Genomic DNA, 14,580 nt, shown 5'->3' with positions numbered 1-14,580 from the left:
TTTTTATCATAGAAATATTTGCTGAATTTTCTCTTGAAATGAAACCTTATCTTCATCTCGCGCTTTGTCGATTATCCTGCTTTTCCGATTGCAAGTGCGTAGATAAAGAAGATGGCGAAGCCAAAGAGGAAAATTAATCCTGCAATGGCAAGGTGTTTGAGCCAAGAAGGAAGATTTTTGTTTTCACGCGTTACCAAGGCGTAATTCAAAAGAGCGAAGAATGGTGTTGTCAGGAAAGAACCAATCATAGCAAAGCGGAGCATGGTTGACACCTGACCAGCGAAGAACTTGATAATGACGATACCGATGATAGCAGTGATGGTCATCCAGATGTTCAAAGATTTACTACTGTCTTCTTTTTGACTGATTAGAAGTCGGAGAGATTCCTGATTAACACGAGAATAGCCATCTATAACAGTGATAACTGTTCCAAAGATACACAGGAAAGCAATAAATGTAATCAAGTAACGGGACCATTCGCCAAGAACAGAGGCATACATGCCCACGAATTGAGAGATGTATTTGGCTGAAGCGGCTTCAACCGCCTGCCCTGTGGGATATTGAATCAATGCTCCCAGTGCTACAAAGAACACAGCTAGGATAGCTGTTCCAATGTAACCAACGTTAAAGTCAAATAGAGCGTCCTCTGTGTTAAAGTTGACGGTCTTTTTCTTTTCAGCAGACCAAAGTGAATTGATAGCTGAAATTTCAATAGGAGCCGGCATCCACCCTAAGAGGGAAACGATGAAGGGTAGGGCTGCCATTTGCCAAGGTGTTTTCTCGACAAAATCAGAACTGTATTCTGGATGCTTGACCGCCGCGATGATAACTGCAAGAACAGTTGCAATGGTCAAAGCTGACATGATCCATTTTGCCATGCCGTCTAAGAGTTTGTAGCCTCCAAAGAGTAACATAGCCCAAATGATTGCAACGAGAATGAGGGACCACTGAGTGATGCTAAGTCCAATCATTGGGAAGGCACTGGCGATGATAGCTGAGCACAGAATGGCAACACCAGCTGTGTTGACCATAGCCGAAAAGACATTGAGAATAAAGAAAATCCAGAGATAGAGTTTTCCTTTTTCGGCATAACCTTCAACCAAAGTCTTTCCAGTATCAGCGGTGTATTCAGCACCAAAACGGAAAAATGGATATTTAAAGACATTGGCTAAGATGACCAAGAGGAGTAGAGACCACCCATAAGAACCACCAGCTTGAGTGGAAGATACAATGTGAGAACCTCCAACAGCGGCAGAAGCCATTAGGATTCCAGGTCCCATTGCTTTTAGTTTACTTGTCCAGGTTGATTGATTTAACGAAATAGCTTGTGACATGATAGATACTCCTTTTTGAATTTTCAGAATAATCTGGATATGTAATCTATATTCTACAAAAAACTTTGGGAAAATGCAAGAATATTTTGAAAAAAGATAGAAAATTACAGAAAATTTATAAAGAAGATCTGAAAATAACTGCTATGATAGCAAGGTACAGCAGGGTAAAGCAAAACCGAGAAGTTTCTTTCTCGGTTTTGCTTATTATGAGGTTCTTACTTTTTATGCTCCAAGAGTTGATTGATGTGGTCTACTTTTTTAGCTTCTCTTTTATAGAGAATAGCCCAGATGATGAGGTAGACAATCGCAAACTCGATAATGAGCTGGAGATAGAAGATCCAGTGGAAGGGGAACCAACCTGCTAGGGTTGCTAGTGGGACAAAGCCAGCCAGCATAAGGAAGAAATGAGTCAGAGTGGCACGAAGCATGCTCCAGTCACGGCTGAATAATCGTTTACCAAAGTTGAAGAGAATACCGATGGCTGCCCAGATAAGAGTACAGTAGAGCAAGACCAGGGCACCGTGAACCTGATGTTGAGCCATCACTTGGCCGATGATAGAGTAGGGATTTAGTGGTGCGTAGGTATTTGGTGCATAAATGAGTGAAAAGATGATAGAGAGGATGAGGCCGATGAGGACACCAGTAGTTGCGTCGTGGAAGATTTGTTTTTTCATAGTTCTAATTTCTCCTTGATGGTTTTTAGGTAACGGCGTGAAGAGTAGGTGAAGCTTTCATTTTTTAGAAAGATTTCTACTAAGCCGTTGGGCGTAAGCTTGAGATGGGAGATGGAGTCGATATTGATGATTTCTGATTGGGAAATTTGGATAAAATTGCTTGGCAGAATTTCAAGAACCTGATAGAGTCGTAAATCAATGCTGTAGGTCTGACTCGCGGTTTCTGCTAGAACCTTCCGATTCTCGATATAGAAGCGTTGAATTTTACCAATCTTAACGAGATAGACCTGATTATCGATTTTCCCTTTGATTTTTTCTGTTCGATCCAGATTTTCTGCGAACTCGATGACTTTCTGGACTTTATCTGTCGGCTGAGGTGCTTGGACAATCAGTTTTTCCTCCTTGTAAGTCTCACTAATCTGTAGTTCTACTTTCATAAATTTCTCTCCTTGTTTTTCATACAAAATTGTGATCACTTCTTGTACACCTTTATTAAACACTATTTTACGATACCTGGCAAGGGACTTTGTCTATGTGGAGGGATTTGTATCCTATGTGGTGGAGCTTTTCTGTCCTATCTGAAATATGGTATAATAGCACTAATCAATTTCTAGGAAAATAGATACAGAAAGGGGCTGAAAAATGTCTCATATTATTGAATTGCCAGAGGTGCTGGCAAACCAGATTGCAGCTGGAGAGGTCATTGAACGTCCTGCCAGTGTGGTTAAAGAGTTGGTAGAGAATGCCATTGACGCTGGCTCTAGCCAGATTATCATTGAGATTGAGGAAGCTGGTCTCAAGAAGATTCAAATCACAGATAATGGTCATGGAATTGCCCACGATGAGGTGGAATTGGCCCTGCGTCGCCATGCAACCAGTAAGATAAAAAATCAAGCAGATCTTTTTCGGATTCGGACGCTTGGTTTTCGTGGTGAAGCCCTTCCTTCTATAGCGTCTGTTAGTGTCTTAACTCTGTTGACTGCGGTGGATGGTGCGAGTCATGGAACCAAGTTAGTCGTGCGTGGGGGTGAAGTTGAGGAAGTCATCCCAGCGACTAGTCCTGTGGGAACCAAGGTTTGTGTGGAGGACCTCTTTTTCAACACGCCTGCCCGCCTCAAGTATATGAAGAGCCAGCAAGCAGAGTTGTCTCATATCATTGATATTGTCAACCGTCTGGGCTTAGCCCATCCTGAAATTTCTTTTAGCTTGATTAGTGATGGCAAGGAAATGACGCGGACAGCTGGGACTGGTCAACTGCGACAAGCAATCGCAGGGATTTACGGTTTGGCGAGTGCCAAGAAGATGATTGAAATTGAGAATTCGGATCTTGATTTCGAAATTTCTGGCTTTGTGTCCTTGCCTGAGTTAACTAGAGCCAACCGCAACTATATCAGCCTCTTCATCAATGGCCGTTATATCAAGAACTTTTTACTCAATCGTGCTATTCTTGATGGTTACGGAAGCAAGCTTATGGTGGGGCGTTTTCCACTGGCTGTCATTCATATCCATATTGACCCCTATCTAGCGGATGTCAATGTGCATCCGACCAAGCAAGAGGTGCGGATTTCCAAGGAAAAAGAACTGATGGCGCTGGTCTCAGAAGCTATTGCAAACAGTCTCAAGGAACAAACCTTGATTCCAGATGCCTTGGAAAATCTTGCCAAATCGACCGTGCGCAATCGTGAGAAGGTGGAGCAAACTATTCTCCCACTCAAAGAAAATACACTCTACTATGAGAAGACTGAGCCGACAAGATCCAGTCAAGCTGAGGTAGCTGATTATCAGGTTGAATTAACTGAGGAAGGGCAGGACTTAACCCTGTTTGCCAAGGAAACCTTGGATCAGCTAACCAAGCCAGCAAAACTGCATTTTGCAGAGAGAAAGCCTGCTAACTACGACCAACTAGACCATCCAGAGTTAGATTTAGCCAGTCTGGATAAAGCCTATGACAAGCTGGAGCGAGAAGAATCATCCAGCTTCCCAGAATTGGAATTTTTCGGACAGATGCATGGGACCTATCTCTTTGCCCAAGGGCGAGATGGACTGTACATCATAGACCAACATGCGGCTCAGGAACGGGTTAAGTACGAGGAGTACCGTGAAAGCATTGGCAATGTTGACCAGAGCCAGCAGCAACTTCTAGTGCCTTACATCTTTGAGTTTCCTGCGGATGATGCCCTGCGTCTCAAGGAAAGAATGCCTCTTTTAGAGGAAGTGGGCGTCTTTCTAGCAGAGTACGGAGAAAATCAATTTATCTTACGCGAACATCCTATTTGGATGGCAGAAGAAGAGATTGAGTCAGGCATCTATGAAATGTGTGACATGCTCCTTTTGACCAAGGAAGTTTCTATCAAGAAATACCGAGCAGAGCTGGCTATCATGATGTCCTGCAAACGGTCTATTAAGGCCAATCATCGTATTGATGATCATTCAGCTAGACAACTCCTCTATCAGCTTTCTCAATGTGACAATCCCTATAACTGTCCTCACGGACGTCCTGTTTTGGTGCATTTTACCAAGTCGGATATGGAAAAGATGTTCCGACGCATTCAGGAAAATCACACCAGTCTCCGTGAGTTGGGGAAATATTAAACTAAAAGGAAAACTATGTACGAATATTTAAAAGGAATCATTACCAAAATCACTGCTAAATACATTGTTCTTGAAACCAATGGTATCGGTTATATCCTGCATGTGGCCAATCCTTATGCCTATTCAGGTCAGGTTAATCAGGAGGCTCAAATTTATGTGCATCAGGTCGTGCGTGAGGACGCCCATCTACTTTATGGATTTCGCTCAGAAGATGAGAAAAAGCTCTTTCTCAGTCTGATTTCGGTATCTGGAATTGGCCCTGTATCAGCTCTCGCTATTATCGCTGCTGATGACAATGCTGGCTTGGTTCAAGCCATCGAAACCAAGAATATCACCTACTTGACCAAGTTCCCAAAAATTGGCAAGAAAACAGCCCAGCAGATGGTGCTGGACTTGGAAGGCAAGGTAGTAGTTGCAGGAGATGATCTTCCTGCCAAGGTGACAGTGCAAGCAAGCGCTGAAAACCAAGAACTGGAAGAAGCTATGGAAGCCATGTTGGCTCTGGGCTACAAGGAGACCGAACTCAAGAAAATCAAGAAATTCTTTGAAGGAACGGCAGATACAGCTGAGAACTATATCAAGTCGGCCCTTAAAATGTTGGTCAAATAGGAGCAGAGCATGACAAAACGTTGTTCGTGGGTCAAGATGACCAATCCGCTCTACATCGCCTATCATGATGAGGAGTGGGGGCAGCCCCTCCATGATGACCAAGCATTGTTTGAGTTGTTGTGTATGGAAACCTATCAGGCTGGTCTGTCTTGGGAAACGGTGCTCAACAAACGCCAGGCTTTCCGAGAAGCATTTTATGGCTATCAAATTCAAGTAGTCGCAGAGATGACCGACACCGAATTGGAAACCTTGCTGGATAATCCAGCCATCATCCGAAATAGAGCCAAGATTTTTGCTACACGCGCTAACGCCCAAGCATTTTTACGACTACAGGAAGAATATGGCTCTTTTGATGTCTATCTTTGGTCTTTTGTTGAGGGGAAAACGATTGTTAATGATGTTCCTGATTATCGCCAAGCCCCAGCTAAAACCGCTTTGTCTGAGAAATTAGCCAAAGATCTCAAAAAAAGAGGTTTCAAGTTCACAGGCCCAGTCGCCGTCTTGTCTTTTCTACAGGCTGCAGGACTAGTTGATGACCACGAGAATGATTGTGAATGGAAAAGCAGGAATTAGTGTGTACAGGTAACTAGCATATCTGAGAATATAGAAAAAAGCTGAGAAATTTTTCCCAGCTTTTTATATATACTATTAGATTTGTTAGAGTGAAGTCAAAAAAGTGATTCCACCTAAAATAACACCAGCTGAATTTGGAATGATTAGTATCCAATCCTTCTTAGGTTCCTTTGTCCATCCATAAATAACCCAGATTAAGCAAGATATAGCAGCTGATAAAGGTTGAAATGGTTGAGCTTTATTTCCCTGTAAATTAGCGATAATTTGAGGTATGTAGGCAATAAATACTATAATTCCAATAAAGGCACCAATAGAACCTACGATTCGATTAATTTTTTGTTTTGTCATATACACCTCCTTCAAAAGGATATCATAGAAATTAGCGAAATGCAATAAATTCAGATACAAATTGTAACGAAAACGAATACAAAAGCACAAAAATAGAGAAACTATTTATTTTTTGTTATAGTCAAAGCGAATGACTTGTTCCTGTGCATCTACATGAGCATGGACCCCAAAGGGGATAATGGCTCTTGGAGTTGCGTGGCCGACATTCAGATTATAGAGAATCGGGATATTGCTGTCAATAATATCCAATAGTGCCTCTTTATAGTCGTCATAGAAAGTTTCATCCATAGGTTTTCCGACCAGGAGTCCACTGATGGCCTCGAATATACCAGTGTTCTTTAAAGTCCGCAACATCTTTTTGAAGTCTTCCGGCTCAGGCTTTTCTTCGCTTGTCTCTAGCAAGAGGATCTTTCCTTCCCAGTCTGACAAGTCAGGGAAAAGTTTGTATTCTTGGCAGAGCTCCGTGCTGTCTGCGTATCGAGAGTTGTCAAAGATATCGTAGAGGGATTCGAGGCAACCACCGAGGATTTTTCCCTCGAATTGGGCATTTCCTTGCAACAGCTCAAAACCAGTATTTGCATGACTGATACGAGGTGTTCCCAGAGCCTTGGGACTAAAATCAGTTCGTTCCTCATACCAAACATTGCTAGGGCGGATTTCTGAGATTCTTCCTGTCTCAATCAATTCTTTGAAGTAGTGAAGGCTATAGGTCAGCATTTCTTTATCTAATTCACAAATGTCTGCTAAGAAGGATTGACCATAAAAAGTCTTGATTCCTAGTTTATGCAACATGAGATGGTTCATGGTTGTATCCGAGAAGCCAAGAAAAATCTTTTGTTTGATAACTTTCTGGAGTTGGTTATTTTCAAAAAGGTAGGGCAACAAACGATAGGTATCGTCTCCACCGATGGCGCATAGGATTATGTCGATGCTATCATCAGAAAAGGCATGAATCAAATCCTCCGCACGCGCTTCAGGATGGTCCTTGATAAAGTCTAATCCTTTTTGCGAATGAGGCAAAAAGATAGGATTGAGTCCCAGGTCCTTGAGACGTTGGACACCCAAGTCCACTTCGTGTTTGACAAAGTCCTCTCCGATAATGCCACTAGATAAACTAACAATACCAATAGTAGAAATCATATTTTATCCTCCTAGAAATAGATTGAGCCTATTTTATCACAAAAGATTAGATAGAGCTATGTGGAATTTCAGAAGAATGCTTTAAAATCAAGAAAGTAGTAAAAAAGCAACCGCGCCTGCAGTTGCTTTTATGATTCTTCTTAATAGCGTGTTGGTCCTGCACTTGCGCTTCGGATGTTCAATCGTTTCTTAAGATAGAAGCGAAGGGCTAGGAGGGCTGCTCCGATAATAGCCAGCGGCAATGGAGCAAGTACTGGGTTAAGGCTAGCTGGTAGGAAGCTTGTTGCAAAGAAGACAAGCAACCAAAGGAACATAGAAACTAGGATAATCAGTACAGATTTCCAGAAAGGTGGACGTTGACTGCGGTCCATATCTGGTCCATAGTATTGGTAAACAAAGTAGTACATCAAGTAGAAGGCAAATCCACCAACCAGTCCAACTAATAGGAGAGTAATCAAACCATAGCCGAAAGCTTGATCTGCTGAGAAGAAGGTTGTGAGGGCGCTGACGAGGGCAAAGAGGCTAGTGATGAAAAGAGCTGAGTCCATAATCATGAGTTTTGGATCATCATTTTCTTTTGGATGCTCTTTTTCATATTGTTCCTTGACAGTAAAGCTGTGCGCCCAGTGGGTCGGTGCGCCATAGAGGGAGCGAGCAGTCGTACCTTTGGCTTGCTCCTCAAGGATTTGGGGAATAACTTCCTCAAAAATAGCCTTGATTTCAGCGTCTGATTTCCCATCTTTGATGAATTGTTGGGTAGCGATGTGGACAAACTCTTGGTTTTTCTTTGTTAATTTTTGTAGATCAATCTGAGACATAGGAACTCCTCTTAGAACCATTTTTTATGGATGAGATAGAGAGTGAGCGAGACACTCATAGCAAAGGCGATAAAGACGATTAACCAGAAGGCATTTGGCTCACCGTTTAGGGGGATTTCATTATCCTTAAAGTTCATCCCGTAGGCAGAAAAGACCATGGTTGGGATGGACATGACGATGGTCACAAGGGCCAAGGTTTTCATGATATTGTTCTGGTTATTAGAAATGATAGAGGCGAAGGTCTCTGTCATAGAATGCAAGACGTTTCCATAAATGTCTGCCATCTCGATGGCCTGTTGGGTTTCAATCAGGGTATCTTCAAGCAGGTCTTCGTCCTCAAGGTATTTCTTGATATTGCTGGTTGAGCTGGTCAATTTCTTAATCACGCGCTCATTTGTTTTGAGGGAGGCCTTGAAATAGACGATGGTTTTTTCCAATTCCATGAGCTCAATCAATTCTTCATTACGAGTTGATTGATGCAGTTGACTTTCAATCTGTTCACTCTTACGATCAATCGAACGAAGGGCTGTTAGGTAAAGCTCTGCATTGCGATAAAGAATCTGGAAGATAAAACGCGAACGCATGAAGGTGTAGAAATTACGCAAACGACGGTTGATAAAGACATCGAGGACTGGTAGAGGTTCCAAACATGTAGTGATAATGGTTTCCTCGGTGATGATAATACCAAGCGGGATGGTTACGTAGTAGGTGCGGTTATTTCTTTCCTCTGTGACCGGCACGTCAACGATAATCAGGGTGTACTCGTCTTCAATGGTAATACGAGACATTTCTTCCGCATCGAGCGGTGCTCGAAGGTCGGCAATATCGATATCGAAGGCGTTAGCGATTTCCAGTGATTCATTTTGAGTTGGATTGACGAGATTGATCCAAGTACCCGGTTCAAGTGTATCGATCTCTTTAAATTCAGTTGTTGTAGAGAGAAAAACTTGTTTCATATCCCTTATCCTTTCTCATTTTTCAGATTTTTTCACACCGTACTATTATACTACAAATTCAGCTTTTTGGGTAATAGAATCTCACTTTTTTTGGTATAATGGTAAGCAATAATGGACTAGAAAGAACAAAGATGCAAGATAAAATTGTCATTCATGGGGCGCGTGCCCATAATTTAAAAAATATTGATGTGGAGATTCCGCGAGACAAGTTGGTTGTTGTGACTGGTTTGTCAGGTTCAGGGAAATCCAGTCTGGCCTTTGACACCCTCTATGCTGAGGGACAACGTCGCTATGTAGAGAGTTTGTCAGCCTACGCTCGTCAATTTTTGGGGAACATGGAGAAGCCTGATGTAGATGCTATTGATGGTCTCAGCCCAGCTATTTCCATTGACCAAAAAACGACTAGTAAAAATCCTCGCTCGACGGTGGGAACAACGACTGAAATCAATGACTATCTGCGTCTCCTCTACGCACGTGTGGGGACGCCTTACTGTATCAACGGTCATGGAGCTATCAAAGCTTCTTCGGTGGAGCAAATCGTGGATAAGGTTTTGGAGTTACCTGAACGCCAGCGCTTGCAAATCTTGGCCCCTGTCATCCGCAAGAAAAAAGGCCAACATAAGAGTGTTATCGAGAAGGTTCAGAAAGATGGGTATGTCCGTGTCCGTGTGGATGGGGAAGTCTATGATGTGACCGAAGTGCCAGAGTTGTCTAAGAGCAAGCAACACAATATTGATGTCGTGGTTGACCGTATTGTTATCAAGGAGGGTATCCGTAGTCGTCTCTTTGATTCCATTGAGGCTGCCCTTCGTATCGCAGAAGGATATGTCATTATCGACACCATGGACGATTCGGAGTTGCTCTTCTCTGAGCATTATGCCTGTCCGGTTTGTGGCTTTACTGTTCCAGAGTTAGAGCCACGTCTCTTCTCATTCAATGCTCCTTTTGGCTCTTGTAGTGAGTGTGACGGCTTGGGCATCAAGCTGGAGGTGGATACTGATTTGGTAGTGCCAGATGCCAGCAAAACGCTACGTGAGGGGACGCTGACACCTTGGAATCCTATCTCATCCAACTACTATCCAAACATGCTAGAGCAGGCTATGACAGCTTTTGGAGTGGATATGGATAAGCCTTTTGAGGACTTGTCAGAAGAAGATAAGAACTTGATTCTCTATGGATCAGATGGCAAGGAATTCCATTTCCACTATGAGAATGAATTTGGTGGTGTGCGCGATATTGACATTCCTTTTGAGGGAGTTGTCAATAATATCAAGCGTCGCTATCACGAGACAAACAGCGATTACACCCGCACTCAGATGCGCCTCTACATGAATGAGCTGACCTGCGGAACCTGTCACGGCTATCGCCTCAATGACCAGGCCTTGTCTGTCCGTGTTGGTGGTGAGCAAGGACCACATATCGGAGAAATTTCAGACCTGTCTATCGCAGACCACTTGGACTTGGTGAGCCAGCTAACCTTGTCTGAAAATGAAGCCATCATTGCTCGTCCCATTCTCAAGGAAATCAAGGATCGTTTGACCTTCCTTAATAATGTGGGTCTTAATTATCTGACTCTGTCACGTTCGGCAGGAACCCTTTCAGGTGGGGAAAGTCAGCGTATTCGCTTGGCGACCCAGATTGGTTCCAACCTATCAGGAGTCCTTTATATCCTGGATGAGCCGTCAATTGGGCTCCACCAGAGGGACAATGATCGTTTGATTGCCAGTCTCAAAAAGATGCGTGATTTGGGTAATACTCTTATCGTGGTGGAACACGATGAAGATACCATGCGTGAGGCTGATTATCTGATTGACGTTGGTCCCGGTGCAGGTGTTTTTGGCGGGGAGATTGTTGCCGCAGGTACGCCCAAACAGGTAGCTCGTAACAGTAAGTCTATCACAGGCCAGTACTTGTCAGGCAAACGTGCCATTCCAGTGCCAGACGAGCGCCGTGCCGGAAATGGTCGTTTTATCGAAGTAATAGGAGCAAGTGAGAACAATTTGCAAAATGTCACAGCTCGTTTCCCACTAGGAAAATTCATCGCAGTGACAGGGGTATCAGGTTCAGGGAAATCGACCTTGATCAACAGTATACTCAAAAAAGCCATTGCCCAGAAGCTCAACCGCAATTCAGATAAGCCTGGTAAATTTAAGACTATTACAGGGATTGAGCATGTTGATCGTTTGATTGACATTGACCAGAGTCCAATTGGACGGACGCCGAGGTCCAACCCAGCTACCTATACAGGAGTTTTTGACGATATACGTGACCTTTTTGCTCAGACAAATGAAGCCAAGATTCGAGGCTACAAGAAGGGTCGTTTCAGTTTCAACGTCAAGGGTGGTCGCTGTGAAGCCTGCTCAGGTGACGGGATTATCAAGATTGAGATGCACTTCTTGCCAGATGTTTACGTGGCTTGTGAAGTTTGCCACGGAACCCGCTATAACAGTGAAACCCTAGAAGTCCACTACAAGGAAAAGAATATCTCGCAGGTCTTGGACATGACCGTCAACGATGCGGTAGAGTTCTTCCAACACATTCCGAAAATTAAACGTAAACTTCAGACCATCAAGGATGTGGGACTTGGTTATGTGACATTGGGGCAACCTGCTACCACCCTTTCTGGGGGAGAAGCCCAGCGTATGAAGCTGGCTAGTGAACTCCACAAACGATCGACAGGAAAATCATTCTATATTCTGGATGAGCCGACGACAGGACTCCATACAGAGGATATCGCTCGCTTGCTTAAAGTCTTGGCTCGCTTTGTAGACGATGGCAATACAGTCCTTGTTATCGAGCACAATCTAGATGTTATCAAGACGGCAGACCATATTATTGACTTGGGACCTGAGGGCGGTGTCGGTGGTGGAACCATCATCGCAACAGGAACTCCAGAAGAAGTAGTGGCCAACGAAGCCAGCTACACAGGACAGTATTTGAAAGGAAAGTTACATCATGAATAAACGTGTACAAGCATTTCTAGCTAAAATGCAAGAAAAAGAACTAGATGGCATCATCATCAATAACCTTAAAAACGTCTATTATTTGACTGGTTTTTGGGGTTCAAACGGAACAGTCTTTATCAGCCGTGACCGTCAGGTCTTGGTGACAGACTCTCGCTATATCATTGCAGCCAAGCAAGAAACCAGTGGCTTTGAGATTGTGGCTGACCGTGATGAATTGGCTGTCATTGCAGGCATTGTCAAGGACATGGGCTTGTCTCGTATCGGTTTTGAAGATGAGATTTCAGTCTCTTATTACCACCGTATGCAGGCAACCTTTGAAGGAATTGACTTGCTTCCACAAACTCAGTTTGTTGAAGGTCTTCGAATGATTAAGGATGAGGCGGAGATTGCAGCTATTCGCAAGGCTTGTTCTATCTCAGACCAAGCTTTCCGCGATGCGCTTGACTTTATTAAGCCAGGAAAGACTGAAATTGAGATTGCCAACTTCCTTGACTTCCGTATGCGTGAGTTGGGAGCTTCAGGCCTATCATTTGATACTATTTTAGCAAGTGGCATCAACTCTTCCAAACCCCATGCCCATCCTATGCACAAACCAGTGGAGCTAGGAGAAGCCATTACAATGGACTTCGGTTGCCTTTATGACCACTATGTCAGTGATATGACACGGACTATCTATTTGGGGCATGTCAGCGACGAGCAGGCAGAGATTTACAATACAGTTCTAAAAGCCAACCAAGCCTTAATCGATCAAGCCAAGGCAGGCTTAGGCTTCCGTGACTTTGATAAAATCCCTCGTGATATTATCATCGAGGCAGGCTATGGCGACTACTTTACTCACGGTATTGGCCACGGTATTGGCCTGGATATCCATGAGGAACCATACTTTAGCCAGACTTCTACAGAAACTATTAAGGCAGGTATGGCCTTGACAGATGAACCAGGTATCTATATCGAAGGCAAATATGGCGTTCGTATCGAGGATGACATTCTGATTACAGAGACAGGTTGTGAATTATTGACCCTAGCTCCAAAAGAGTTGATAGTCATTTAGTTATTTGTCAAGAAAAAAGTACGAAAATGACGAAAAAAGTCAAAAAAATTTAAAAATAGGTCGCAAGTCGGATGTTTTTTATGGTATAATAGACTAAACTGATAGTAACATGTAGCGAAAGGGGTAGGTACATGATTAAAATTTATACAGTCTCAAGTTGTACTAGCTGTAAAAAAGCAAAAACCTGGCTCAATGCCCACCAGTTAAGTTATAAAGAACAAAACCTTGGTAAAGAAGGAATTACGAGAGAAGAATTACTGGATATTCTAACCAAAACAGATAACGGAATAGCCAGCATCGTTTCATCTAAAAATCGCTATGCCAAAGCCCTTGGAGTGGATATTGAAGATTTGAGTGTCAATGAAGTCCTCAATCTGATTATGGAAACGCCGAGAATTTTAAAGAGCCCAATCCTTGTAGATGAAAAACGCCTGCAAGTTGGCTATAAGGAAGACGATATTCGTGCCTTCCTACCACGCTCTGTCCGTAATGTAGAAAATGCAGAAGCACGTTTGCGTGCAGCTCTATAAACATCAAGGCTGGGAGCAATTCCCAGTCTTATTCTATTTTAATTTCAAAAAGAAAGAAGAAAGAAATGAAAAAAATAGTTCTTGTTAGTCTAGCTTTCCTTTTTATCCTGGTTGGTTGCGGACAGAAAAAAGAAACTGGACCAGCTACAAAAACAGAAAAGGATACGCTTCAGTCGGCATTGCCAGTTATTGAGAATGCTGAGAAGAATACAGTTGTCACCAAGACTTTGGTCTTGCCGAAATCAGATGATGGTAGCCAGCAAACCCAAACCATTACATACAAGGACAAGACTTTTTTGAGCTTAACGATTCAACAAAAACGTCCAGTTTCTGATGAGTTGAAGACTTATATTGACCAACATGGAGTGGAAGAAACCCAAAAAGCTCTCCTTGAGGCGGAGGAGAAGGATGAGTCCATCATAGAAGCTCGTAAATTAGCAGGCTTTAAGCTTGAAACAAAACTATTAAGCGCAACAGAACTTCAAACAACGACTAGTTTTGATTTTCAAGTTTTGGACGTCAAAAAGGCTTCCCAGTTGGAATATTTGAAGAATATTGGCTTGGAAAATCTTTTGAAAAATGAACCAAGCAAATATATTTCAGACAGATTGGCAAATGGCGCGACAGAACAGTAGAAAATCCAAATAAATAGACTGCCTGAATTGTAGAACGTAAGGAATTATGCTATAATGGTACTATTCTAAGGAAAGAGGGTGTTAGAATGGGATTTACTGAAGAAACAGTACGTTTTAAATTGGACGATTCCAATAAAAAAGAAATTAGTGAAACTTTGACTGATGTCTATGCTTCGTTGAACGATAAGGGCTACAACCCAATTAACCAAATCGTAGGTTACGTATTGAGTGGAGACCCTGCCTACGTTCCTCGTTATAATAATGCACGAAATCAAATCCGTAAGTATGAGCGTGATGAAATCGTTGAGGAATTGGTCCGCTACTACCTTAAAGGACAAGGAGTCGATCTATAAC

General features: G+C 42.9%; 15 protein-coding genes. 8 read left to right on the top strand and 7 right to left on the bottom strand.

Translation table 11 applies throughout. The annotated features are described in order from the left end of the window. Nucleotides 1-71: 71 nt before the first annotated feature. The 3 genes from HT732_RS02440 to HT732_RS02430 all read right to left on the bottom strand — a co-directional run bounded on the left by HT732_RS02440 (nt 72) and on the right by HT732_RS02430 (nt 2,445). Nucleotides 72-1,334, bottom strand: a complete 1,263-nt coding sequence (locus HT732_RS02440) for an NRAMP family divalent metal transporter (protein ID WP_000075803.1) — start codon at nt 1,332-1,334, stop codon at nt 72-74. A 215-nt stretch (nt 1,335-1,549) separates the two neighbouring features. Then, a complete protein-coding gene (locus HT732_RS02435) occupies nt 1,550-2,008 on the bottom strand; it encodes a DUF3021 domain-containing protein (protein WP_173253829.1) in 459 nt (152 codons plus the stop codon). Beyond that, nucleotides 2,005-2,445 (bottom strand): LytTR family DNA-binding domain-containing protein, encoded by a 441-nt coding sequence (locus tag HT732_RS02430; RefSeq protein ID WP_173253828.1) that lies wholly within the window; start codon nt 2,443-2,445, stop codon nt 2,005-2,007. The genes HT732_RS02435 and HT732_RS02430 overlap by 4 nt, the downstream gene beginning before the upstream one ends. Before the next feature lie 205 nt (nt 2,446-2,650). On the opposite strand from HT732_RS02430, the gene mutL reads away from it, so the two are divergent. The 3 genes from mutL to HT732_RS02415 are packed head-to-tail and all read left to right on the top strand — an operon-like array spanning nt 2,651 to nt 5,782. Further along, entirely contained in the window at nt 2,651-4,600 is a 1,950-nt protein-coding gene (gene mutL, locus HT732_RS02425; RefSeq protein ID WP_173253827.1) for a DNA mismatch repair endonuclease MutL, read from the top strand. Between the two features lie 15 nt (nt 4,601-4,615). Next, a complete protein-coding gene (gene ruvA / locus HT732_RS02420; protein ID WP_173253826.1) occupies nt 4,616-5,209 on the top strand; it encodes a Holliday junction branch migration protein RuvA in 594 nt (197 codons plus the stop codon). A gap of 9 nt (nt 5,210-5,218) precedes the next feature. After that, nucleotides 5,219-5,782, top strand: a complete 564-nt coding sequence (locus HT732_RS02415) for a DNA-3-methyladenine glycosylase I (protein ID WP_173253825.1) — start codon at nt 5,219-5,221, stop codon at nt 5,780-5,782. An 84-nt stretch (nt 5,783-5,866) separates the two neighbouring features. Here HT732_RS02415 and HT732_RS02410 read toward each other — a convergent pair whose 3' ends face one another. The 4 genes from HT732_RS02410 to HT732_RS02395 form a co-directional block, all read right to left on the bottom strand. Beyond that, entirely contained in the window at nt 5,867-6,130 is a 264-nt protein-coding gene (locus HT732_RS02410; protein WP_000166114.1) for a SemiSWEET family transporter, read from the bottom strand. Nucleotides 6,131-6,235: 105 nt separating this feature from the next. After that, on the bottom strand, nt 6,236-7,270 hold the full coding sequence (locus tag HT732_RS02405; protein WP_173253824.1) for a S66 peptidase family protein: 1,035 nt from the start codon (nt 7,268-7,270) through the stop codon (nt 6,236-6,238). A 140-nt stretch (nt 7,271-7,410) separates the two neighbouring features. Beyond that, on the bottom strand, nt 7,411-8,088 hold the full coding sequence (locus HT732_RS02400) for a DUF1129 domain-containing protein (protein ID WP_173253823.1): 678 nt from the start codon (nt 8,086-8,088) through the stop codon (nt 7,411-7,413). A gap of 11 nt (nt 8,089-8,099) precedes the next feature. After that, nucleotides 8,100-9,044, bottom strand: coding sequence for a magnesium transporter CorA family protein (locus tag HT732_RS02395; protein ID WP_000815623.1), 945 nt, complete (start codon nt 9,042-9,044; stop codon nt 8,100-8,102). Nucleotides 9,045-9,175: 131 nt separating this feature from the next. On the opposite strand from HT732_RS02395, the gene uvrA reads away from it, so the two are divergent. The 5 genes from uvrA to HT732_RS02370 all read left to right on the top strand — a co-directional run bounded on the left by uvrA (nt 9,176) and on the right by HT732_RS02370 (nt 14,579). Further along, on the top strand, nt 9,176-12,007 hold the full coding sequence (gene uvrA, locus HT732_RS02390) for an excinuclease ABC subunit UvrA (RefSeq protein WP_173253822.1): 2,832 nt from the start codon (nt 9,176-9,178) through the stop codon (nt 12,005-12,007). After that, nucleotides 12,000-13,061, top strand: a complete 1,062-nt coding sequence (locus tag HT732_RS02385; protein WP_049515513.1) for a Xaa-Pro peptidase family protein — start codon at nt 12,000-12,002, stop codon at nt 13,059-13,061. The genes uvrA and HT732_RS02385 overlap by 8 nt, the downstream gene beginning before the upstream one ends. A gap of 131 nt (nt 13,062-13,192) precedes the next feature. Continuing rightward, nucleotides 13,193-13,591 (top strand): transcriptional regulator Spx, encoded by a 399-nt coding sequence (spx, locus tag HT732_RS02380; protein ID WP_000591165.1) that lies wholly within the window; start codon nt 13,193-13,195, stop codon nt 13,589-13,591. Nucleotides 13,592-13,656: 65 nt separating this feature from the next. After that, on the top strand, nt 13,657-14,226 hold the full coding sequence (locus HT732_RS02375) for an SP0191 family lipoprotein (RefSeq protein ID WP_173253821.1): 570 nt from the start codon (nt 13,657-13,659) through the stop codon (nt 14,224-14,226). Between the two features lie 86 nt (nt 14,227-14,312). Next, entirely contained in the window at nt 14,313-14,579 is a 267-nt protein-coding gene (locus tag HT732_RS02370) for an IreB family regulatory phosphoprotein (protein ID WP_000507059.1), read from the top strand. Nucleotide 14,580: the final 1 nt, after the last annotated feature.

The sequence above is a fragment of the Streptococcus sp. 5346 genome, from assembly GCF_013277455.1.
Classification (GTDB): Bacteria; Bacillota; Bacilli; order Lactobacillales; family Streptococcaceae; genus Streptococcus.
Note: the sequence above shows the minus strand (reverse complement) of the source record. Positions and strands in the feature narration are given on the sequence as shown.

Excerpts from the sequence above, each read along its gene's own strand:
- HT732_RS02440 (WP_000075803.1), bottom strand. The coding sequence starts at position 1,334 with ATGTCACAAGCTATTTCGTTAAATCAATCAACCTGGACAAGTAAACTA.
- HT732_RS02370 (WP_000507059.1), top strand. The coding sequence starts at position 14,313 with ATGGGATTTACTGAAGAAACAGTACGTTTTAAATTGGACGATTCCAAT.
- ruvA (WP_173253826.1), top strand. The coding sequence starts at position 4,616 with ATGTACGAATATTTAAAAGGAATCATTACCAAAATCACTGCTAAATAC.
- HT732_RS02435 (WP_173253829.1), bottom strand. The coding sequence starts at position 2,008 with ATGAAAAAACAAATCTTCCACGACGCAACTACTGGTGTCCTCATCGGC.
- mutL (WP_173253827.1), top strand. The coding sequence starts at position 2,651 with ATGTCTCATATTATTGAATTGCCAGAGGTGCTGGCAAACCAGATTGCA.
- HT732_RS02385 (WP_049515513.1), top strand. The coding sequence starts at position 12,000 with ATGAATAAACGTGTACAAGCATTTCTAGCTAAAATGCAAGAAAAAGAA.
- uvrA (WP_173253822.1), top strand. The coding sequence starts at position 9,176 with ATGCAAGATAAAATTGTCATTCATGGGGCGCGTGCCCATAATTTAAAA.
- spx (WP_000591165.1), top strand. The coding sequence starts at position 13,193 with ATGATTAAAATTTATACAGTCTCAAGTTGTACTAGCTGTAAAAAAGCA.
- HT732_RS02430 (WP_173253828.1), bottom strand. The coding sequence starts at position 2,445 with ATGAAAGTAGAACTACAGATTAGTGAGACTTACAAGGAGGAAAAACTG.
- HT732_RS02410 (WP_000166114.1), bottom strand. The coding sequence starts at position 6,130 with ATGACAAAACAAAAAATTAATCGAATCGTAGGTTCTATTGGTGCCTTT.
- HT732_RS02400 (WP_173253823.1), bottom strand. The coding sequence starts at position 8,088 with ATGTCTCAGATTGATCTACAAAAATTAACAAAGAAAAACCAAGAGTTT.
- HT732_RS02405 (WP_173253824.1), bottom strand. The coding sequence starts at position 7,270 with ATGATTTCTACTATTGGTATTGTTAGTTTATCTAGTGGCATTATCGGA.
- HT732_RS02375 (WP_173253821.1), top strand. The coding sequence starts at position 13,657 with ATGAAAAAAATAGTTCTTGTTAGTCTAGCTTTCCTTTTTATCCTGGTT.
- HT732_RS02415 (WP_173253825.1), top strand. The coding sequence starts at position 5,219 with ATGACAAAACGTTGTTCGTGGGTCAAGATGACCAATCCGCTCTACATC.
- HT732_RS02395 (WP_000815623.1), bottom strand. The coding sequence starts at position 9,044 with ATGAAACAAGTTTTTCTCTCTACAACAACTGAATTTAAAGAGATCGAT.